This window comes from Halovulum sp. GXIMD14794, from assembly GCF_054457455.1.
On the sequence record NZ_JBTLNF010000004.1, the window covers coordinates 102,747 to 123,576 of the forward strand.

Genomic DNA, 20,830 nt, shown 5'->3' on the forward strand with positions numbered 1-20,830 from the left:
AACACCGGCGGGCATGAAAAGCCGGTGACGGTCAGCAGCCCTCGCCACTACGGAGCTGCATCAGACGGTAGAAATCGGCCAGCGTGCGGCCACGTTCATCCCGGAACCGGCCGGCCTCGGCACTGTCGCCGATCCGGTCGAGTCGGAACATCCTGAAATCCTCGCGCAACTCGCACCAGGCGACGAGCGTCCAGACCTTGCCCCAAAACCAGAGGCCCAGCGGTCGGACGGTCCGGGTCGAGCCCTGCCCCTCGGCATCGGTGTAGGCGATCGCCAGCAGGGTCCTTGTATCCACCGCCGCCTCGATCGCGTCCACCCGCGCACGCAGATCGTCGGTCATGCCCCAGGCCGAGGCATGGATCTGGACCTCGCGGGCACGGCTGCGCGCCTCGGGCGGCAGGACGGCCTCGATCTTGACCAACGCCTCCTCGGCGGCCAGCGCCATCGCAGCGCCGCCCCAGGCCCGCACCAGCCGCGCGCCCGCGACGAGAGCAGCCACCTCGTCGCGGGTGAACATTAGCGGCGGCAGGTCGAACCCCTCGCGCAGCAGGTAGCCGACCCCCGCCTCGCCGTCGATCGGCACGCCCGAGGCCTGCAGATCGGCGATGTCGCGGTAAATCGTGCGCTCGCTGACCTCCAGCTTCTCGGCAAGCTTGCGCGCCGTGGTCAGGCGACCGCCCCTCAGATGCTGGACGATCCGGAAGAGGCGATCGCTGCGGCGCATCAGGAGGCGGCCTCGAACACGCCGATGGAGTTGCCGTCGAGATCGCGGATGTAGGCGAAGCGTCCAACCGGCAGCGCGATCGGGTCGGATTCGACCTTTCCACCCGCGTTGCGCACCCGATCGAGGGTATCCTCGAGCTTGCCCGGCGCGGCAAGGTGGATGGTCGGCCCGCTGCCGTCGGTCGCGGGTTTTCCGGGATAGAGATGCCCCGCAACGCCGTTCGCTTCGAGCGGCTTGAACATCGCCATCGGGTTCGGGCCGGTTTCGTCGATCTCGAGGCCGGCATCGGTCACGGCGTTGTAGAACGCGACGGCGCGAGCCATGTCGGTCACCGGGATCTCGGCCCAGACGGTAAAATCTTTCGGTCGGTAGGTCATTGTGCGATTCCCCTTAGCACGTTTTCCGTACCTGAGGTGTCGCACACTCCTCCTGACAGCATTCTGTCAGGAGCCGATGGCAGCGGCCATCGTTTTGGCTGACAGCGGTCGACCTATTGGCCGGAGGCCGCGTCCCCGTCCACGGCTTCGACCTCGCCGGTTACACCGTTGACCTGCGCGTCGGCACCTTCGGGATCGTCGCCGCCAAGAATGGCCCAGGCGGCGATCAATACCGCGAGGACGCCCCCGACGATCAGGCTCAGGGCAATCCCGCCCAGCGCAGGCTTGTGGCGTTTGGCTTCTCTTTCGGGGCTGTCTTGCGGCGCACTCATGTCGGTCTCCTCTCTCTTTCAGGTGAAACCAACCCCCCAGCGTCCCCGCTGTTCCACCCCCGCGACCCTCTGTCCCGGCAACGAAGCGGAGGCGCTGGCGCGCCATGTCCTAAAACCCCGGTCCCGCCTTCGGCAGAACCGGGGCAGTGGCACACGCCCGCCCCGGAACCTCAGGCTGCCGGCGCCTCGAGGATCCGACCAACAATCTCGGTCGTGTCGCGGGACAGGCCGTCGCGGTCGGCGATACGCTGCAACTGGCTCAGCATCTGCGCCTGGCGATGCTCGTCGAACTGGCGCCAGGTCTCGAACGCTCCGGCGAGGCGCGCAGTGGTCTGCGGGTTCACCGGGTCGAGCCGGATCAGCCAGTCGGCGAGGAAGCGGTAGCCCGACCCGTCCGCCCGGTGGAAACCCGCCATGTTGCCCATCGCGAAACTGCCGACCACCGAGCGCAGCCGGTTCGGGTTCTTCCAGTCGAAGTCCGCGTGTTCGGTCAACGCCTGGACCGTCTCGACCGCCTGCTCGGGCGGGGTCAGCGCCGCCTGCACCGAGAACCACTTGTCGAGCACCAGCGGCTCTGCCTGCCATTTGGCATGGAACTCGGCCAGCGCCGCCGCGGCGTTCCCCGACCGCACCAGCAGCCCCAGCGCCTGCATGGTCTGGGTCATGTTGTCGGCGCGCGCGAACAGCGACTTCGCCGTCGCCGCGTCCGGCTCCAGCCGGGTCAGCAGGCCCAGGAGCCGGCCGCTGAGCGCCCGCTTGCCGGCGCTTTCCGCGTCGGGGCTGTAGGGGCCCGGCACGGCGAGCGCGTTGATCCGCTCGGGCAGGTCCGGGATCAGCCGGGCCAGCGCGGTGTCGAGCCGGATCAGCGCGGTCCGCACGTCCGAAGGATCGGGTGGCGTCCCGGCGGCGCGCACGGCGCGGAACACATCCTCGGGCGAGGGGAAGTCCAAGACCAGCGCCTGGAACGCCGGGTCGAGCCGGTCGTCGTCCAGCGCCGCCAGCAGCGCGGTCAGCAGATCCGGATCAGCGGGCATGTCCGGCTCTTGCACCATGCGGGCCAGCACATCGCGGGTCAGGACGTGCCCTGCCTCCCATCGGTTGAACGGGTCGGTGTCATTGGCCAGCAGCAGGGCGCGGCGCGCGTCGTCCATCGTCTGCTCGACGATGACCGGCGCGGCGAAGCCCCGGTTCACCGACGGCACGACACGCCCCGGCAGATCCGGGAATTCGAGCGTGGTGCCCGCCTCGGTCAGCTCGACGATCTCGGTCGGACGGACCTCGGAGCCGTCCTCGCCGATCAGGCCGAAGGCAACCGGGATCACCAGCGGGTGCTTCTCGGGCTGGCCCGGCGTGGGCGGCGTCGACTGGGTGAAGGTCAGTGTCAGCGTGTCACCGGTCCACTGCTCGTCCACCGTCAGCCGGGGCGTTCCGGCCTGCGCGTACCAGCGTGCGAAATGCGACAGGTCGCGCCCGGTCGCATCCTCGAAGACCCTGATCCAGTCCTCGATCGTGCAAGCCTGCCCGTCATGCCGATCGAAATAGAGATCCAGCGCCTTGCGATACGCCTCGGACCCCACGAGCGTGCGCAGCATCCCGATGATCTCGGCACCCTTCTCGTAGACGGTGGCGGTGTAGAAATTGTTGATCTCGATGTATTCCTCGGGCCGGACCGGGTGCGCCAACGGGCCGGCATCCTCGCGGAACTGGCGGGCGCGCAGCATCTGCACGTCATCGATCCGCTTGACCGGATGCGAGCGCTGGTCCCCCGAAAACTGCTGGTCGCGATAGACCGTCAGCCCTTCCTTCAGGCACAGCTGGAACCAGTCGCGGCAGGTGATCCGGTTGCCGGTCCAGTTGTGGAAATACTCGTGCGCGATGATCCCCTCGATCAGCTCGAAATCGCGGTCCGTCGCCGTCTCCGGGCTGGCCAACACGTATTTCGAGTTGAAGATGTTGAGGCCCTTGTTCTCCATCGCGCCCATGTTGAAGTCGTCCACCGCGACGATCATGAAGAGGTCGAGATCGTACTCCCGGCCATACTCGGTCTCGTCCCACCGCATCGACCGCTTCAGCGCGTCCATCGCGTAGGCGCATTTATGCTCGTCGCCGGGGCGAACGTAGATCTTCAGCGCGACCTCGCGGCCCGACATGGTGGTGAAACTGTCGTCGTAGGACACGAGGTCTCCAGCGACCAGCGCGAACAGGTAGCTGGGCTTGGGATGCGGGTCGTGCCACTCGGCCCAGCCCTCGCCCTGCGCGGTCGGGTTGCCGTTCGACAGCAGCACGGGCGCATCGCCCTCGATCCGCACGGTGTAGGTCGTCATCACGTCGGGGCGGTCAGGGAAATAGGTGATCTTGCGGAACCCCTCGGCCTCGCACTGGGTGCAGTACATGCCCTTCGACATATAGAGCCCCTCGAGCGCGGTGTTGTCCTTGGGCGCGATCTCGACCTCGGCCTCCCAGGTGAACGGGCCGTCCGGCAGCGCGGAGGCGGGCACGGTCAGCCCCTCGGCATCCGGATTCACGGTCAAAGGCACGCCGTCGATGGCGGCGGAAACCAGCGACAGCTTCTCGCCGTCGAAGCGCAGGTCCTGTCCGGCGGCCGCATCCGGGTTCGGTCGCATCGACAGGCGCGCGACGACACGCGTCGCGGCGGGATCGAGCCGGAACGTCAGGTGCACCGCATCAACCAGGTAGGCCGGCGGGGTATAGTCCTTGAGGCGAATGGTGGGGGGCGTGTCGGTGCGCATGGGATCCTCGCTTGGTCCGCTCCGGTGTAGCGGATGAAGGTGCGGGACGAAAGCGGCGGGCCGGACACAAGCGGACAACAGCGAAGGCCAGGCGCCACGCCCTTCACGCCTTGCCCCGCCGGAGGGACGTCTGAAAAGGCGCATTGCGGCGGCCACACGTCTCGCGCGACTAGGCTCGGCCATTTTCCATCACGAAACGACCCCGGATCGGGCACAGCCGCGCCGCAATCTCCCGGCAAGACATACTTAACGACGGCCGACGACCGTAGTCCGGAGGAACCGACATGATGCTTGCCCTGTTCGCACTGACCGCCACCGTGCTTCTGGCGCTGTACCTTGCCCGCCATGACGCGCTGCCCGCGGTGACGCTCGCAGGACCAGGCCGTGCCGCCGCGCCGGACGTCACCACCGACACCACCCCGCAAGTCGACGATCCCCAGGTTGCCGCCAGCGCGATGTTCCACGCCATGCTGACCCTCGAGGGCGCTTCGGCATCGCTTCAGCGCAATGTCCGGAAACAGATCAGCCAGGCCTTCTCGGTCGACGATGCCGAGGCCCGCGAACTGGCCCTGCTCGGCGCCTGGGTCGCAGACCAGTACGACAGCCCGCTCGAGGCCGTTCCCGCGCTCTCGAACCGGCTGCGCCAGCTTGGCGGACCCAAACCCGCCGCCCAGATCCGCATGGCCCGCGCCATCTTCGGCGCCCGCCTGCCCACCTCTGTCGCCGCAGCGCTTCCCCGAGCCTGAGGCACTACGGGGCGCGGTCTTTCCCCCAAGGGCCGCGCCCCGGTCTTCTCCGTTTCCAGACGTCCTCAGGCCCGGACCCGTCCGGGCCGCTCCGCTTTTCCGGAACCTCGCGCACCGCATCGCGTTGTGCGGGCAGGCAACCGAAAAGGAGAGCTTCATGCCCGACATCACCGAGACGAAGATCCTGATCATGGCCACCCACGGCTTCGAGCAGTCCGAGCTGTTCACCCCGCTCGAGAAACTGCGCGAGGCAGGCGCCACCGTTCATATCGCCACGCCCGACGGCAACGCCATCAAGGGCTGGGACGAGGACGACTGGGGCAAGAGCATCGACGCCGACCTGAAGATCGCCGACGCCTCGACCGAGGACTACGACGCGCTGGTCCTGCCGGGCGGGCAGATCAACCCCGACCTGCTGCGCGCGAACGAGACCGCCGTGAACCTGGTCCGCGCCTTCACCGAGGCTGGCCGCATCGTCGCCGCCGTCTGCCACGCTCCCTGGCTGCTGGTCGAAGCCGGCGTCGCCAAGGGCCGCGAGATGACCTCGTACCATTCGATCAAGACCGACGTGATCAACGCCGGGGCGAACTGGGTCGACAAGGAGGTCGCGATCTCCAACGGCATCATCACCAGCCGCAATCCGGGCGACCTCGAGGCGTTCAGCGCCAAGATCATCGAGGAGGTCAAGGAAGGCCGCCACCCGCGCAAGGCCGCCTGATCCCCATGACGACCGCAAAGAGGCCGGGCCCAGCGCCCGGCCTCATTCTGTCGGCCACCCCAAAAGGCTGCCTGCGATTAGGCAGGCAGCAAGGCAGGGCTCACTCCGAGATCAGTTCGATCTCTCCCGGCCGCCAACTCTGGTCAAACCAGGGCTCCAGCGGACCATAGAGCCGCATGATCGTGTTCCAGCCCTTGCCCGGAACAGTCTGCAGCCAATTGCTCTCCATCCCCTCTGGCGGCTCGGGCGCGAAGTAGATGTCGGTCGAGCCATCCTCGTTCTGCACCACGCCCGCGTCATTGCTGCCCAGCGCCGGGAACTGCTTGTCCGTCTGCAGCATCGAGCGCGTCTGGTTGTCGTAGAGCGTGAAGGACCAGAAATCCTTGGCCGGCGGGTTCGCGGGCACCGTCAGCCTGTAGGTCTTCGAGCCGTCCAGCGCGTTCCCGTCCGAGTCCCGGTACGTCAGGGCGTATTGCGAGCCCTTGCCTACGGCCTTGACCGCCATGGCGGGGGTTATGCCGGTGGCGTAGAAGTGGAAGGCCGCCCGGAAATCCTGCAACGAGACCCCATCCAGCACCCAGGTATAGGCGCCGCCCGGAAAGGCGTTCTGCCAGTAGCTCTCGCCCGGGTACCAGTAGGCCCGCGGATCGCGCGGCTTGGAGATCAGGGTCTTGACGGTCACGGCCCCGGCCGCCGCTGCGCGCTTGAGGATCGACTGCATACGCTCATCCGGCTCGAAGGGCTGCCCCTTCACGATCCCGATGGCGGCGAGATGCCCTAGGATCTCGGGGTTCTCGCCCATCGGAGGCTCGGCCTGGATCACGGTGTTGATCTCGTCGAACATCCGCTCGTCCATCACGTGGATCGTGTTGAATTCCTTGCCAGATACGTCGACGAAGGTCATCTCGGGCGGGGTGTCCGCCTGCGACAGCGGGTACATTCGGAACGCCTCCTGCGTCGCCTTGACCGCCGCTTCGCCCGAGCCGTTCTCGGTGTAGCCACGCCACATGACCCAATGACCGAAAGTGTTGGTCGGCACGACCGCGGTATAGCCCTCTTCGGACACGTCGCCCTCGTAGCCCGGCGGCAGGATCAGGAACTTGCCGCCCTGGCCCTCGTCCGGCCCGAGGTTGCCGAAATCCACGACATAACGGAACCAGGCGTCGTTGAGGAAACCCAGCACGTTCGGCGGCGTCTCCATCACCATCGGTTCGTCGCCCAGTTGCAGCCACATGGTCTGGTAGACGCTGGTGGTGTTCGCCGTCAGGAAAAGCGCAGTCGAATCCATCAACTCCGCGAACTGCAGCACGGTGGTATTTGCCGGACCGAACTCGAGGATGCCGCGCCGCATCGCGTCCATCGAGGCGATCTTCACCCCGTCCATGTAACCCTGGTATGCATGGGTGAAATCCAGAAGGTTATAGATCTTCTCGGTCGTCTCGGCATCCGGCACGCCGTCGAAGAAGGTCAGATCGCCAAGTTGCGTCTCGATGCTGTCTGGCGTGGTGATCCCGTCGGGCACCGGCGTGGTCATCTTCATCACCGGCGCGTCCTGCGCAAGGACGCTGCCATATATCGCGGTTCCCAACAGCGCACCCGCAGTGGCCGGCGCGATCAGCAGTCGCTTGAAAGTCATCGATTGTCTCTCCCTAGTGTCGTCTTCTGGTTTTTTGTCTGCACCCATCGCGGCGCGTTCGGGTCGGGTCACGCGAGCCCCTCGAAGAGGGCCGCGCCGGCACCTGCCGGATAGAGCGTCGAGATCCACACCCTGAGGATCGCGTTCAGCACGCCGGCCTTCTCGGCCTTACCGGCGCCACCGAAGGCGCTGATCAGAACGCCCGCATCCATCCGGTTCAGCGCATGGGCGACCGGACGCGGATCGAACCCCGGGGTGACGCCCCGGGCCTGATCCTCGGCGATCCGGGCGGCGACGACCTCGTCGAACGAGGCGAGAAAGGCCTCCCAGACATGCTCCAGCCTCTGGTCGTTCGGCGCGGCATCGGCGACCGCGCGCAGGATGGGCCCGGTCTCGTAGCCGACATCCACCAGCGCGGTCAGGCTTTGCTTGAGGGTGGCGACCGGATCGCCCTCGCCCGAGAACCAAGGCTGCGCGCCCTCGACGATTCCGCCCTTCACCTCGTCGAGCAGCGCCTCCATCAAGCCATGAAGGTCATTGAAATGCTGATAGAAGGTCGGGCGACTGTACTCGGTGGCCGCCATCAGCGTGCCGACGGTCAATTCCCGGAACGGATGGGTTTCGCAGAACCTGCGCCCGGCATCGAGGATCGCGACTTTGGTCTGCGCCGACTTGCTCGGCGATATCGACCGCACCGCGACTTCCCTGCGCCTCAGATCGGATTTGTTCACGTCTGACATGGTGTCAGAATTTCTGACACAACGTCAGAAGTCCAGATTAATTTTCTGGATCATCTTATGACCTCGGGGCGAACTAGCGGCCACGTCCCCACTGAAACAACCGCCCTCCCCCCGAAAGTCCCGCGCCCCGGAGCAGAATCCGGGGCGCGGGCGATGCCGGGTCAGCCGACCAGGGCGTTGTCATCCCGCTTCACGGCGACGATGGACGAGCGCGGCAGGCTGCCGTCGCCGTCCGGGAACGGCGCGCCCGGGTGCTGAATGCCGACGAACATTGTGCGGCGGTCCGAAGACCAGCATATGCCGGTGACTTCCGAGCCGTTCGGGCCGGTCAGGAAGCGGCGGATCTCGCCCGTCACCGGGTCGCCCGCCAGCATCTGGTTGTTGCCCATGCCGGCGAAGTCGCCCTCGTTCGAATCGTCGCCGTCTGTCTGGATCCAGATCAGGCCGGTCGTATCGATGACCATGCCGTCGGGCGAGTTGAACAGGTTGCCCGCGTTGATGTTCTCGGTGCCGGCATAGGGGCCGTCCTTGTGAACTTCGGGGTTGCCGGCCATGACGTAGAGATCCCAGTCGAACGTGTCGGACGCATGGTTGCTTTCATGCGGCCGCCAGCGGACGATCTGGCCATAGTCGTTGGTCTCGCGCGGGTTCGGCGCGTTGACCTCCATCGCGTCGCCACCCGCGTTGGTCCGGATCGAACCGTCATCGTTCTTGGCGCCGCGGCGGCTGTTGTTGGTCAGGCAGCAATAGGCCTCGGTCGCGGTCGGGTTGACGGCGATCCACTCGGGCCGGTCCATCGTGGTGGCGCCGACGGCCGAAGCGGCGGTGCGGGTGAAGATCGCGATGTGCGCCGCGTCCATGCCGGTCGCTTCGGGGGTCAGCGCGACCCACTCGCCGGTCATGTCGTCGTTGAACTTCGCGACATAGAGCTGCCCTTCGCTCAGCAGCGTCGAGGTGTCGCCGCCCGGCACGTAGATGTCGCGGGACAGCCACTTGTACATGAACTCGCCACGCTCGTCGTCGCCCATGTAGACGACCACACGGCCATCCGGCGCCAGCGCGCATGCGGCGTTTTCATGCTTGAAACGGCCCAGCGCGGTGCGCTTGACCGGGGTCGAGGCAGCGTCGGTCGGGTCGATCTCGACGATATAGCCGGCGCGGTGCGGCTCGTTCGGCGTCTTCGAGACGTCGAACCGGGCGTCGAACTGGTGGTAGTTGTAGTCGAAGCCGGTCTCGTTGATGCCGTAGCGCTTGTAGCCGGCGGCGACGGTCTCGTCCTCGGGCAGGCCGGCGGTCGAGCCGAAGTAGCCGTTGAAGTTCTCTTCGCATGTCAGGTAGGTGCCCCAGGGCGTCCGGCCCGAGCCACAGTTGTTGAACGTACCAAGGCTCTCGGTGCCGGTCGGGTCGGCCTCGGTCTTCAGCAGGTCATGACCGGCGGCGGGGCCGTCGATGGTCATCGGGGTGTTGTGGTGGATGCGGCGATTGAACGGGCTGTCCACGACGACCGACCAGCCATCCTCGCCCTCGGCGATCTCGATGACCGACACGCCCTGCATGTTCTGCAGACGCAGCACGTCCCCGGCCGAGGTCGGCAGGCCGTCATCGGTGTGCGGCAGGTTGATGTCGTTGTTGGTGTACTCGCTGTTCACGACCAGGATCTCGCGGCCGCCGATGTTGAACAGCTCCATGCCGTCGGTGTTCTCGCCGAACACACGGTCCGAGCCTTCGGTCGGAACTCCGGTCGCCGGATCGAAGGCCGGCGCGTCCGAAAACAGCGCATCGCCCCAGCGCACAAGGGTCTTCCAGTTGTAGCCCTCGGGAACGTGCACGGTGCCGTCGGTCTGCGCGGCGATCTGCTGGAAGGCGAAACGATCGGCCTGCTGCGCGAGCGCGGTCGAGCCCTTCAGGAAGGCCGAGCCCATGACCGCCGCGCCCGAGCCGAACGCCAGCGTGCCGCCAAGGAAGCCCCGGCGCGAGATGGCACGCTCGACCACGCGGTCGAACTCCTGGACCTCGGGGCGCGGGAAATTGATCTCATCCCATTCATCGGCAGAGATTTTGCTGTGATCGGACATCTGTGGATTCCTGCTGGTTGGGCGCACGTCCCGAACCGGGCCGCGCGCAATCTGGCGGGCCGGACCCTAATGCGTGCCCGGCTACAGATTTGTGACACCCGGCGGACAGGTAGAATGTTCGTGAACGCCCCGCTCTCGGGCCAGTTTGCGCTTGACGCGGCGCCGCACCGCGCGCGACCGATCCCGGCAGGCGCCGCACCCCTTGCCGTTTGCGCGCCACCGCTCTAAACCCGCCCCGACGTATCGATACGGGGTTTCCATGACCGAGCTGTCCTACACCGAACCCAAGCCCAAGATGATCGCAGGCGCCCGCGAGGACTGGGAGCTGGTCATCGGCATGGAGGTGCACGCCCAGGTCAAGTCGACCGCCAAGCTGTTCTCGGGCGCCTCGACCGCCTTCGGGGCCGAGCCGAACACCAATGTCGCGCTGGTCGATGCCGCGATGCCCGGCATGCTGCCGGTGATCAACGAATTCTGCGTCGAGCAGGCGGTCCGCACCGGGCTGGGCCTGAAGGCCGAGATCAACCTCTTCAGCCAGTTCGACCGCAAGAACTACTTCTACCCGGACCTGCCGCAGGGCTACCAGATCAGCCAGCTCTACCACCCGATCGTGGGCGAGGGCGAGGTGATCGTCGACATGGAACCCGGCGTCGCCCGCCGCGTCCGGATCGAGCGCATCCACCTTGAGCAGGACGCCGGCAAGTCGATCCACGACATGGACCCGACCATGTCCTTCGTCGACCTGAACCGCACCGGCGTCGCGCTGATGGAGATCGTCTCGCGCCCCGACATCCGCGGCCCCGAAGAGGCCGCCGAGTATGTCCGCAAACTGCGCCAGATCCTGCGCTACCTCGACACTTGCGACGGCAACATGCAGGAAGGCTCGATGCGCGCCGACGTGAACGTCTCGGTCTGCCGCCCCGGCGACTACGAGAAATTCCGCGAGACCGGCGACTTCAGCCACCTCGGCACGCGCTGCGAGATCAAGAACATGAACTCGATGCGCTTCATCCAGCAGGCCATCGACTACGAGGCGCGCCGCCAGATCGCAATCATCGAGGATGGCGGCACCGTCGACCAGGAAACCCGCCTCTACGACCCGAACAAGGGCGAGACGCGGTCCATGCGCTCCAAGGAAGAGGCGCACGACTACCGCTATTTCCCCGATCCCGACCTGCTGCCGCTGACGATCCAGCAGTCCTGGGTCGACCAGATCAAGGCCTCCCTGCCCGAACTGCCCGACGCCAAGAAGGCCCGCTTCGTGCAGGACTACGGCATGACCGAATACGATGCCGGCGTGCTCACCGCCGAGACCGCCAACGCGGTCTTCTTCGAGGAAGTCGCAATGGGCCGCGACGGCAAGACCGCCGCGAACTGGGTCATCAACGAGCTTTTCGGCCGCCTGAACAAGGAAGGCCACGGCATCGGCGACAGCCCGGTCTCGGCCGCGCAGCTTGGCACGATCATCGACCTGATCGCCAAGGGCGACATCTCGGGCAAGATCGCCAAGGACCTGTTCGAGATTGTCTGGTCCGAAGGCGGCGACCCGGCGCAGATCGTCGAGGAGCGCGGCATGAAGCAGGTCACCGACACCGGCGCCATCGAGGCCGCCGTGGACGAGGTGATCGCCGCCAACCCCGACAAGGCCGAGCAGGCCAGGGAAAAGCCGTCCATGGCCGGCTGGTTCGTCGGTCAGGTGATGAAAGCCACCGGCGGCAAGGCCAACCCCAAGGCGGTGAACGAGATCATCCGCGCCAAGCTGGGGATCTGAGGGGGCCCGACGTCGATTCGGGACCCGAATGGCAGCGCGGTAGACCAAGCATCATACCGCGCGCGCCTACGGGGAGGGCTCACACGAACCAGTGTCGCAAATCCAACCCGGTCTGTGCCTCAATCCGGCTTCGCTCTCCGCGATATCTGTCCGCAAGTGCTTGCCGCGTTTCTGCCCGGAGAACCGGGGCCGGCCGGCCGCGACCTTCAAGCGCCTGCCGAAGCTTCGATCTCACCGCAGGCGGCACCATCGACTTCAGGCGGCTCTGGACCGCGCCGGGATGCCTCAGGCGATGTGACAACCAAGGACGGCGCGAGACCCGCGCCAGCCCGGCGGTGGCGTTGACCCGGTCGTTGCGGTCCAAGCGGCGTTGTTCCAGTCCGAGATGCGTCAAGATCCGCTGCCAGCAATCCCCCGGATCGGTCTGCAGGTCCCGGTAATCCAGAAACAGGATCTGGTCCCGCGGAAAGACGGCGAGATAGCGCTCGATCTGCGAGGCATAGTGCCCGTGGGTTGCATAGCCGAACCCCCAACTCCAGCCTTCGCGCAGTCGCCGATGTTCCAATTCGAGCCCGTCCTCGAACGTCTCGCCGGTCTCGAGGCTGTCCCGCACGTGATGCAGAAACTGCGAGAAAGCTCGCTCGACCGGATCCCGCAACAGGACGAGGATCCGCGCGTCGGGCCGCGCCTCCGCGATCCGCGCCGCGGCATTCTCATCCAGAAGATAGACCGGAGAAACATCGCCGGTTAGCCGGGGCCCGGGCAGTTCGTAGAGGTCGGCGTAAGCCCCTCGATGCACAGCGATATGCCTGACGTACTCCGGATCGTGCGGCCCGGCTGCGGGCACCGCCGAGCCCCCGGCATAGGCGAAATAGCCGGGCTCCTTCACCGCCGGCAGGAAGACGTCGGGATGCGTCTGCAGCCAGGAGTAGACGGCTGTCGTGCCAGCCTTTGCGGCACCGACAACGTAGAAGTCCGGGGCGAAATCTGTGCGGTCCATGGTGAGGAAGCATAGCGCGTCGCGGCGAAGGAAACGCGTGCGCAGCGGGATGGGTGTCCGCCTCATCCGGTGTCGACGCCACCCTTTCGGATAGGCGGGGTCGCCGCAAGGCCTGAGACGGGCCGGAAACTCGACGAAAAACTCGCCTCCAGCGGCATTTACGAAGTATTCACAAAGTTTTCACTTTAAATTTCATGAGCTTAAGGGGGTTTTCACGATGAAATCCCCTGATTTCACGCTGAAACCCGGTCCTTCAGTCCTCGGTCAGGACCACGTCGCCGGTCAGGTTCCGCAGGCTGGCCAGCGCCTTCAGCCGCCGGTCCACGGCTTCGCCCGCCAGCGCCCGCGCGGGGCCGCGCAGGGTCAGGACCAGCCGGTCGTCCTCGACCGAGAGCCCGGTGTTCTCCAGCGCCCCCGGCGCCGCGCCCGACAGCATCGCGCCCAGCCGGATCGCCTTGCCCAGTTCCTCGGCCCGCGCGCGCCGCTCTTCGGACAGCAGCGGCGTCAACTCGGGCAGCAGCCCGTGATCCGGCGTGCCCTTGTAGCGGTGCAGGATCGCGATCCCCAGGAATACCCGGCCCTCGTGATCGACGCCCGAAAGGTTGGCGCGGGTCACGGTCTCGAAGCAGACGTCGGCCCGGTAGTCCGGGTGCGCCCGCCAGGTGATGTCATGCAGATAGCAGGCCGCCCGGATCAGCCGCAGCGTCTCGTCGTCGGCCTCGCGGAACAGCGGCCGGACCCAGGCATGCAGCGCCGCGCCGAAACCGGGGAACCGCGCGCGGGTCATTTCCATGTGCCGCGCCGCCTCCAGCAGCGGATCGCGGGCCCGCAGGCTTTGCGGCATCCGCTCGTAGAGCATCCCCTCGCGCAGCCCGTAGGACGAGATCGCGATGCTGCCGGGCTTCGCCTCGGCGATCAGGGCCCGCAGCACCCGCGCCGCCAGCGGCACCAGTTCCAACCGCGCCGAGGAGGTATCGGTCAGTCCTTTCAGCGTGGGAACATCCTGGTCCACCGCCCAGTCGCAGGTCTCGATCAGCTGCTCGGGCGTCATCGAGTACTCGTGCAGCACCCGCAGCGGGTAATCCCGCCGCTCCATGTCGATCCGCGCGATCGCCCGCCACGAGCCGCCCACCAGGAAGATCCGCCCGGTGCCCGAGGCCTCAACCGCCGCGACGATCTTCTTGACCTCCTTGGCGATGGTCTTCTCGATCTGCTTGGTACTGCCAAGGTTCGACAATCGCAGAGGCCCGAGCGGCGAGGTCGCCGCCTTGCCCACGGTGCCCCGGTCGACCTGCGCCAGTTCCATCGAGGCGCCGCCGATATCGCAGACCACGCCGGTCGCCTGCGGCCAACCCAGCAACACGCCCTTGGCCGACAGCAACGCTTCTTCCTCGCCGCTTGCAACCTGCAACGCGAGGCCGGTCATCGCCTGGACGTCGCGGCAGAACTCCGGCCCGTCCTCGGCATCGCGTACCGCGGCAGTCGCGATGCCGGTCAGCGAGGACACCTGCATCGCCTCGGCCAGCGCCCCGAAGCGCCGCAGCGCGTTCATCGCGCGCACCCGCCCCTCGGGGTTCAGCCTGCCGGTTTCCTGCAGGCCCTTGCCGAGCCCGCAGAGGATCTTCTCGTTATAGAAATATGCCGGAGACCGGGCTACGCCGTCGAAGACGACCAGCCGGACCGAGTTCGAGCCCACGTCCACCACGCCCACGCGCCGCACGTCCTCGCCCTCGATCGGGGACCAGTCCGCCTTGGCGCGCCGGGCGAAGCCGTTCTCGGTGACCTTGCTGTCCGTCAGGGGTCCGCTCCCGTTTCGCTGGGCGCTCCATCTGAACACGGAACGTGCCGCTGTCAATGCGTCGCCCGCCGGAAGGCTTTGCAGGCCGCTCGGCTTCGGCATAGGGTCCGCCGCCATGAGCATGCCCCCCGACCCCAGCTTCACCCTCGCCATCGTCGCCTCGGCCGACGGGTTCATCGCCCGCGCCAAGGATCACCCGCCCTCCGACTGGGCCAGTCCCGAGGAACAGGCGGTCTTCTTCGCCGAAGTCGAGGCCGCCGACTGGGCGATCATGGGCCGACACACCCACGAGGCCGCCGACAAGCCCGAGCGGCGGCGGATCATCTTCTCGTCGCAGGCGGGCGCCGGAGACTGGCGTCGGCCAACCCAGCTCTGGCTGGACCCGGCAGGGCTGACCCCGGCGGCGCTGGCGCCGAAGGTCTCAGCGGTGCGCCCGCTGCGGGCCGGGCTGATCCTCGGCGGTACGGCGGTACACGACTGGTTTCACCATGCAAGGGCGATCCACAGGCTCAGCTTGACCATAGAGCCGGTACGCTTCGGAACGGGCCTGCCCATGCTTTCGGACCAGCCCGAGGCCGAGCCCGAGGCGATCTGGCACCGCGCCGGCTATCGCACTGTGGAAGAGCGTGCCCTGAACGCCCGGGGCACCCGCCTGCTGACCCTGGTTCCGGAGGCCTGAGATGCAGACCCGCCTGACCATCGAGACCCACGGCCCCGGCCTCTACGAATTCACCGACCAGGTCCGCACCGCCTGCGCGGGCATCTCCGAGGGCCTCGCGACGGTATTCGTGCAGCACACTTCCTGCGGGCTGCTGATCCAGGAGAACGCTGACCCGGACGTGCAGTCAGACCTCGAGGGCTTTTTCCGCCGGCTTGTACCGGACGCGGACGACGCCTCGATGCGCTGGTTGCGGCACACGCTGGAAGGGCCGGACGACATGCCAGCCCACATAAAGGCGGCACTGGTCCCGGTCTCGCTCCAGGTGCCGATTGCTGGGGGTCGCCCGCTACTGGGCACCTGGCAGGGCATCTATCTGTGGGAATTCCGCCACGCACCGCACCGGCGGCGCGTGGTGATCCACGTCTCGACCTGACGCGTCAGGCAGGCGCTCCTTCGGGCGGGACGATGGTCATTCCCTGCGCCTCGGCGACCGTCATCACCGCACCGACGTCGACCGGTTTCGGAGCTGGAAATTCGGTGGTCCCCGCAGGCACAGGCTCACCCGCCTCCGAGAAGAACCGGTCGTGCATCAGCCCCGGCGCATTCAGTATCAGCACCCGCCCTGGCGAGTCTGAGAGGCAGCGGAACGCATGCAGCGCGCCATCCGGGACCACGACCATCTCGCCCGGCCCGTGTCGCGTCTCGACGCCATCGATCATGAAGCCGAACTCCCCCTCCAGCACATAGAACGACTCCTGCTCGCCCTTGTGGTGGTTCGGAGGCGCGCCGGCCCCCGGTGCGGTCCGCGCCTCGACCACGGTGTACGCCCCGTTGGTCTCGTCGCTGAAGGCATGGAAGTGCAACAGGTTACCCAGCAGGTGAAAATCGCGGTGCCGCGCCTCGTTCATGATTACCCCTTTCCCAAAATCAGCATGTCGTTTACGATACCATTATCTCATGATGAGACTTGAGTCTCAAATTTTTTTTTCCGGAGACCGTCTTGGCACCACGCACCGCCCAGCGATACCGAACCAGAGCCGCGCTCCTGCAAGGCGCGAGGCAGGTACTTGCACACGGCGGGCACCTTACGGTGCCAGCAGCGGCCGAAGCGTCGGGTATTTCGCGGGCGACGGCCTACCGCTATTTCTCGGACGCGACCACGCTTGCCGCCGAGGCCGCGCTGGATCTGGCGGTCACACCAACCGAGGTTCTGCTCGAAGGCCTTGTCGCCCCGCGCGAGCGCGCGCACGCTATCCGGCGCTACTACCTCGGCTTCGCGGTCAAGAACGAGACCGCGTTCCGCGCATTCCTCGCGCGCACCATGCAGGACTGGCTGGACGCGCCGCCGGGCACCCGCCCCCAACTGCGCGGCGCACGGCGCATCCCGGCCTTCGAGACAGCACTGCTCAGCGAAAGGCCCCGGCTTGGAGCCGCGGCCTTCCGGCAGATGATCCTGTGTCTGACCGCCGCCACCGGGCTGGAACAGCACATCGCGCTGAGCGATGTCTGCGCGTTGGACCCGGAGGCCGCCGAGGCGGTTTCGGTCACGACGACAGATGCGATCCTCGACCGCTTCGGAGTGCGTTGATCAGCCCTCGGGGTTCGGCATCAGGTAGACCTCGCCAACGTTGACGTTGCCCGGCTGCTCGAGCGCGTAGACAACGCCGCGGGCGACATCCTCGGGGCGCAGGGCCTTCGGCTTGGCCTCGTCGAAGAAGGGCGTATCCACCATGCCCGGCGCGATCACCGTGCAGCGCCCACCCCACTCGCGCATCTCCTCCAGCAGGTTTGCGGCCCAGCCGTGGATGAACCACTTGGTCGCGCCATAGACCGACCCCTTGATCGTCGAGCGCCCCGCTCGGGAGCCGGTCACCAGGAACTGCCCCTTGGTCTTGCGCAGTTCCGGCATCGCCATTTTCGCCGTGACCAGCGCCCCCCAGAGGTTCACGTCCAGCATCTTGCGCCAGCCGTCCAGATCGCCGCACTCGGTCCCGGCAGAGCCCGCGCCCATGCCGGCGTTGGCGAAGGCCGCATCGAGGCGTCCGGTCCGCTCGACCAGCGCGGCGATGGCCTTCTCCTGCGCTTCCGGTTCGGTGACATCGCCGGGCAGCGCCACGCCCTTGTCGCCCAGTTCCTCGGCCAGCGCTTCCACCTTGTCCGCCGAGCGAGCGAACAGGCCGACTGTCCAGCCGGCCTCGGCCGCGGCGCGGGCAGTGGCGGCGCCAATGCCGCTGGACGCGCCGGTCAGAAACAATGTCTTGGTGGTCATGAAGAAACTCCTTTCGCGGTTCGCGCGGGCAGATAGCGCATATGGCGCGGCTGTCAGTGGTGTGGCCATTGTGTCAAATTGGCAAGTGATGCGGCCATGCCATGATGTAGTGGGTTTACGGTACAATCCCGCTAAGGCTAGATGCATTTTACTGGTGTTTGAGGGAGCCCGCTCATGCGTTGCCCGTTCTGCGGAAATGTGGATACCCAGGTGAAGGACTCGCGCCCGGCCGAGGATCACGTGGCGATCCGTCGGCGGCGCTATTGCCCGGCATGCGCGGGGCGTTTCACCACCTACGAACGCGTGCAACTGCGCGACCTTGTGGTGATCAAGAAACAGGGCAAGCGCGAGCCTTTCGACCGCGACAAGCTGGAACGCTCGATCCGTATCGCCCTGCAGAAGCGCCCGGTCGAGCCCGAGCGCATCGACCAGATGATTTCGGGCATCGTGCGACGGCTGGAAAGCATGGGCGACAGCGACGTGCCCTCGGACAAGATCGGCGAGATCGTGATGGAAACCCTGGCCCGGATCGACACCGTGGCCTACGTCCGCTTCGCCAGCGTCTACAAGAACTTCCAGGCAGCGGATGATTTCGAGGACTTCGTCTCGGAACTGCGCCCGCCCGCCGCCGCGACCGCCGACGACGACAAGTCCTGATCCGATGACCGAGGCCGACGCGCGCCATATGGACCGCGCGCTGGAACTGGCCGCGCGCGGGCTGGGGAACACTTGGCCCAACCCGTCGGTCGGCTGCGTTCTGGTGCAGGGCGACGAGGTCGTCGGCGAAGGCTGGACCCAGCCCGGCGGCCGCCCCCATGCCGAGGTCCACGCATTGGCGGATGCCGGACCCCGCGCCCGCGGCGCCACTGCTTATGTCACGCTCGAACCCTGCGCCCACCACGGTCGAACCGGCCCTTGTGCCGTGGCGCTGGCCGAGGCCGGGATCGCCCGCGTCGTCGTCGCGCTGGGCGATCCGGATCCGCGCGTCTCGGGGCGTGGGCTGAAGATCCTGCGCGACGCCGGGATCGCCGTCGAAACCGGGCTGCGCGCCGACGAGGCCGAGCGCCTGAACGCCGGCTTCCTGAACCGGGTCCGCACCGGCAAGCCGCGGGTGACACTGAAGCTCGCCAGCACGCTGGACGGTCGCATCGCGCTCGCCAACGGGCAGAGCCGCTGGATCACCGGGCCCGAGGCACGAGGCTTCGTCCACGGCCTGCGGGCCCGCTCCGATGCCGTGCTGATCGGTGCGGGAACGGCGCGTGCCGACAACCCGCGGCTCGACGTACGCGAGGGACACAAGACCCCGCGCCCGCCGGTGCGCATCGTCGCCGACCCAGGCCTGTCGCTGCCGCTGACGGGGCACCTTGCCGAAACCGCCGGGGAGCAGCCGCTTTGGCTGCTCCACAGCGGCCATGACCACGCACCGGCGCGGGCCGAGGCGCTGCGCGGGCTGGGCGCGGAACTCATCAAGGTGAAACGCGACAGGAATGGTGCGCTGGACCTGCACGCGGCACTCTCCGCGCTCGGCGACCGGGGCCTGACGTCGATCCTTTGCGAGGGCGGCGGACGACTAGCCGCCGGGCTGATCCACGAAGGCCTGGTCGACGAGTTGATCCTGATCACCGCCGGCAAGATCATCGGCGCCGAGGGCATTCCCAACGTCGGCCCGCTCGGCGCCACCGACCTTGGCCGCGTGCCCCATTTCCGCCCGGTCGAGCACCATCTGCTGGGCGAGGACATCCTCACCCGCTGGGAGCCGCACCCCGAAGGCTAGGCCCCGCCTTCCATTTTCCCCAAATATCCCCGCCGGAGGCCCCCGGCCGCCGCACGCGCGTGATCGGACAGATCAGCGCAGATTCGGCGGACGGTCCGGATCCGCACCCGGGATCGCGGGCGCGGCCTCGGGCAGGTCAAGCACCAGCGCGTGCGGCTCCATCCGCGCCAGCAACATTCCTTCGTCCAGGTAGACCAGGTCCAACGGCTGCTCGGCGAAACCGGCAAGTCCCAGCGCCTCGGCCAGGGCCGTACCGCAGGCGGCGCGAAACTCCTCGCCAACGCCTTCGAGCCCCAGAAGCGGGCCGCCGCCGCCGTCCACCCGCGCCGCATGGACCAGTAGTGCCCGGCGTGGGCGTCCCGGCAGGCGCGACAGGACCAAGGCCAGCACGTCGGTCAACCCGTCAGGCAGATCGCGCGGCGCGGCGATCCCCGCAATGTCGGCGGCGGGAACCTCGGCGGCGACCGAGGCGGCCTCGGCCAACCAGGCCATCGCCTCGGCAGGCAGCAACATGGCCGAAGGTGCTACCTCGAGATTCAGGCCAAGGCCCAACCCCTGCCCTGCCAGCAACTCGGCAAGATCCCGGCCGGGCAGCGTCGCCATGGCGGCGGGACCTTCCATGAACCCGGCCAGCCGCGCGGCACTATCGAAGGCCAGCACGATCGCCCCGGCCTCGCTTTCCACCGTCAGGGGGCGGACGCGGTCGCTACCCTGCTCCGGCTCGTCCTCAAGCACGACGGAAAGCTCCGATGCCGCCAGTGCGGCGAAGAAGGCGCGGCGCGCTGCCTCGGTCTCGTCGGCATCGATCATCCGGGCGTGCGCCCGGTCGAGGGCGGTCTCTGCGCTCATGCCAGAAGCTCCGTGATGCGGGTGCGGAGCCAGGGGACGACCTCGGCCTCGAACCAGGGGTGTTTCTTGAGCCAGCCGGTGTTGCGCCAGCTTGGGTGCGGCAGCGGCAGGACCTCGGGAAGGCTGTCGCGCCAGAGGGCGACCCGGTCCGAGACGCTCAGCTTGTCCTTCCAGTGCCATTTGTGGGCGTAACCGCCGATCAGCAGCGTCAGGCGGACCTGCGGCATCGCCTCCAAGGACCGCGCACGCCATGTCTTGGCGCAGATCGCGGGCGGCGGCAGGTCGCTGCCCTTGGCATCGTAGCCGGGAAAGCAGAAAGCCATCGGCAGGACGGCGACCTTTTCGCGATCGTAGAACACGTCCTCGCCGATCCCCATCCAGTCGCGCAGCCGTACGCCCGACGGATCGTCGAAAGGCCGCCCGCGCTCGTGCACCTTCATCCCCGGCGCCTGCCCCGCCACGAGGATCGGTGCTGTGGCCGACAGCCACGGCACCGGGCGCGGCTCATGCCCGGTCGCGGTGGCGGCGAACCGGTCGGCGCAGAGTCGGCAGGCATGGATCTGATCCGTGAGGCGGGAAAGCTCTTCCATTCCGCTCATGTAGACCTGCG

At 67.3% G+C, this 20,830-nt stretch carries 21 protein-coding genes; 8 read left to right on the forward strand and 13 right to left on the reverse strand.

What is annotated here, in order from left to right; translation table 11 throughout:
* Nucleotides 1-31: 31 nt before the first annotated feature.
* The 4 genes from ACW9UR_RS07185 to pepN all read right to left on the reverse strand — a co-directional run bounded on the left by ACW9UR_RS07185 (nt 32) and on the right by pepN (nt 4,183).
* Complete coding sequence (locus ACW9UR_RS07185) at nt 32-724, reverse strand: helix-turn-helix transcriptional regulator (protein WP_458916278.1); 693 nt, start codon at nt 722-724, stop codon at nt 32-34.
* Nucleotides 724-1,101 carry a VOC family protein gene (locus tag ACW9UR_RS07190; protein WP_458916279.1) on the reverse strand — a complete coding sequence of 126 codons (378 nt, stop codon included), beginning with the start codon at nt 1,099-1,101 and terminating at the stop codon, nt 724-726. Before ACW9UR_RS07190 ends, ACW9UR_RS07185 begins: the two co-directional genes overlap by 1 nt.
* A 113-nt stretch (nt 1,102-1,214) precedes the next feature.
* Nucleotides 1,215-1,433, reverse strand: coding sequence for a hypothetical protein (locus ACW9UR_RS07195; RefSeq protein ID WP_458916280.1), 219 nt, complete (start codon nt 1,431-1,433; stop codon nt 1,215-1,217).
* Nucleotides 1,434-1,603: 170 nt separating this feature from the next.
* Complete coding sequence (pepN, locus tag ACW9UR_RS07200) at nt 1,604-4,183, reverse strand: aminopeptidase N (RefSeq protein ID WP_458916282.1); 2,580 nt, start codon at nt 4,181-4,183, stop codon at nt 1,604-1,606.
* A gap of 284 nt (nt 4,184-4,467) precedes the next feature.
* On the opposite strand from pepN, the gene ACW9UR_RS07205 reads away from it, so the two are divergent.
* Together ACW9UR_RS07205 and ACW9UR_RS07210 are read left to right on the forward strand one after the other, a co-directional pair.
* Nucleotides 4,468-4,929 carry a hypothetical protein gene (locus tag ACW9UR_RS07205; protein ID WP_458916283.1) on the forward strand — a complete coding sequence of 154 codons (462 nt, stop codon included), beginning with the start codon at nt 4,468-4,470 and terminating at the stop codon, nt 4,927-4,929.
* 157 nt (nt 4,930-5,086) lie between these two features.
* Nucleotides 5,087-5,647, forward strand: coding sequence for a type 1 glutamine amidotransferase domain-containing protein (locus ACW9UR_RS07210; RefSeq protein ID WP_458916285.1), 561 nt, complete (start codon nt 5,087-5,089; stop codon nt 5,645-5,647).
* Between the two features lie 100 nt (nt 5,648-5,747).
* Here the strand turns inward: ACW9UR_RS07210 and ACW9UR_RS07215 are convergent, their stop codons facing one another.
* The 3 genes from ACW9UR_RS07215 to ACW9UR_RS07225 form a co-directional block, all read right to left on the reverse strand.
* Complete coding sequence (locus tag ACW9UR_RS07215) at nt 5,748-7,283, reverse strand: DUF1254 domain-containing protein (RefSeq protein ID WP_458916286.1); 1,536 nt, start codon at nt 7,281-7,283, stop codon at nt 5,748-5,750.
* Nucleotides 7,284-7,351: 68 nt separating this feature from the next.
* Nucleotides 7,352-7,978 carry a TetR/AcrR family transcriptional regulator gene (locus tag ACW9UR_RS07220; RefSeq protein WP_458916287.1) on the reverse strand — a complete coding sequence of 209 codons (627 nt, stop codon included), beginning with the start codon at nt 7,976-7,978 and terminating at the stop codon, nt 7,352-7,354.
* Nucleotides 7,979-8,184: 206 nt separating this feature from the next.
* A complete protein-coding gene (locus ACW9UR_RS07225; protein WP_458916288.1) occupies nt 8,185-10,098 on the reverse strand; it encodes a PhoX family protein in 1,914 nt (637 codons plus the stop codon).
* Between the two features lie 259 nt (nt 10,099-10,357).
* Here ACW9UR_RS07225 and gatB point away from each other — a divergent pair, with 259 nt between their 5' ends.
* A complete protein-coding gene (gene gatB, locus ACW9UR_RS07230) occupies nt 10,358-11,869 on the forward strand; it encodes an Asp-tRNA(Asn)/Glu-tRNA(Gln) amidotransferase subunit GatB (protein ID WP_458916289.1) in 1,512 nt (503 codons plus the stop codon).
* Between the two features lie 79 nt (nt 11,870-11,948).
* On the opposite strand, the gene ACW9UR_RS07235 is transcribed toward gatB, so the two are convergent.
* A complete protein-coding gene (locus tag ACW9UR_RS07235) occupies nt 11,949-12,935 on the reverse strand; it encodes a sulfotransferase (protein ID WP_458916290.1) in 987 nt (328 codons plus the stop codon).
* Between the two features lie 187 nt (nt 12,936-13,122).
* Complete coding sequence (locus tag ACW9UR_RS07240; RefSeq protein WP_458916291.1) at nt 13,123-14,769, reverse strand: Ppx/GppA phosphatase family protein; 1,647 nt, start codon at nt 14,767-14,769, stop codon at nt 13,123-13,125.
* Between the two features lie 13 nt (nt 14,770-14,782).
* Here ACW9UR_RS07240 and ACW9UR_RS07245 point away from each other — a divergent pair, with 13 nt between their 5' ends.
* Together ACW9UR_RS07245 and ACW9UR_RS07250 are read left to right on the forward strand one after the other, a co-directional pair.
* A complete protein-coding gene (locus ACW9UR_RS07245) occupies nt 14,783-15,346 on the forward strand; it encodes a hypothetical protein (RefSeq protein ID WP_458916292.1) in 564 nt (187 codons plus the stop codon).
* Between the two features lies 1 nt (nt 15,347).
* Nucleotides 15,348-15,761 carry a secondary thiamine-phosphate synthase enzyme YjbQ gene (locus ACW9UR_RS07250; RefSeq protein ID WP_458916293.1) on the forward strand — a complete coding sequence of 138 codons (414 nt, stop codon included), beginning with the start codon at nt 15,348-15,350 and terminating at the stop codon, nt 15,759-15,761.
* 4 nt (nt 15,762-15,765) lie between these two features.
* Here the strand turns inward: ACW9UR_RS07250 and ACW9UR_RS07255 are convergent, their stop codons facing one another.
* Nucleotides 15,766-16,236 carry a cupin domain-containing protein gene (locus ACW9UR_RS07255; RefSeq protein WP_458916294.1) on the reverse strand — a complete coding sequence of 157 codons (471 nt, stop codon included), beginning with the start codon at nt 16,234-16,236 and terminating at the stop codon, nt 15,766-15,768.
* Between the two features lie 182 nt (nt 16,237-16,418).
* Between ACW9UR_RS07255 and ACW9UR_RS07260 the strand changes: the two genes are divergently transcribed.
* A complete protein-coding gene (locus ACW9UR_RS07260; protein WP_458916295.1) occupies nt 16,419-16,916 on the forward strand; it encodes a hypothetical protein in 498 nt (165 codons plus the stop codon).
* On the opposite strand, the gene ACW9UR_RS07265 is transcribed toward ACW9UR_RS07260, so the two are convergent.
* Entirely contained in the window at nt 16,917-17,597 is a 681-nt protein-coding gene (locus ACW9UR_RS07265) for an SDR family oxidoreductase (RefSeq protein ID WP_458916296.1), read from the reverse strand.
* Between the two features lie 174 nt (nt 17,598-17,771).
* On the opposite strand from ACW9UR_RS07265, the gene nrdR reads away from it, so the two are divergent.
* A complete protein-coding gene (gene nrdR, locus ACW9UR_RS07270) occupies nt 17,772-18,254 on the forward strand; it encodes a transcriptional regulator NrdR (RefSeq protein WP_458916297.1) in 483 nt (160 codons plus the stop codon).
* 4 nt (nt 18,255-18,258) lie between these two features.
* Nucleotides 18,259-19,371, forward strand: a complete 1,113-nt coding sequence (ribD, locus tag ACW9UR_RS07275) for a bifunctional diaminohydroxyphosphoribosylaminopyrimidine deaminase/5-amino-6-(5-phosphoribosylamino)uracil reductase RibD (RefSeq protein WP_458916298.1) — start codon at nt 18,259-18,261, stop codon at nt 19,369-19,371.
* Between the two features lie 72 nt (nt 19,372-19,443).
* Here the strand turns inward: ribD and ACW9UR_RS07280 are convergent, their stop codons facing one another.
* Both ACW9UR_RS07280 and ACW9UR_RS07285 read right to left on the reverse strand, forming a co-directional pair.
* On the reverse strand, nt 19,444-20,220 hold the full coding sequence (locus ACW9UR_RS07280) for an SseB family protein (RefSeq protein WP_458916299.1): 777 nt from the start codon (nt 20,218-20,220) through the stop codon (nt 19,444-19,446).
* Nucleotides 20,217-20,810: a uracil-DNA glycosylase family protein gene (locus ACW9UR_RS07285; protein ID WP_458917161.1), complete on the reverse strand. Its 594-nt coding sequence runs from the start codon at nt 20,808-20,810 to the stop codon at nt 20,217-20,219. Before ACW9UR_RS07285 ends, ACW9UR_RS07280 begins: the two co-directional genes overlap by 4 nt.
* Nucleotides 20,811-20,830 lie beyond the last annotated feature (20 nt).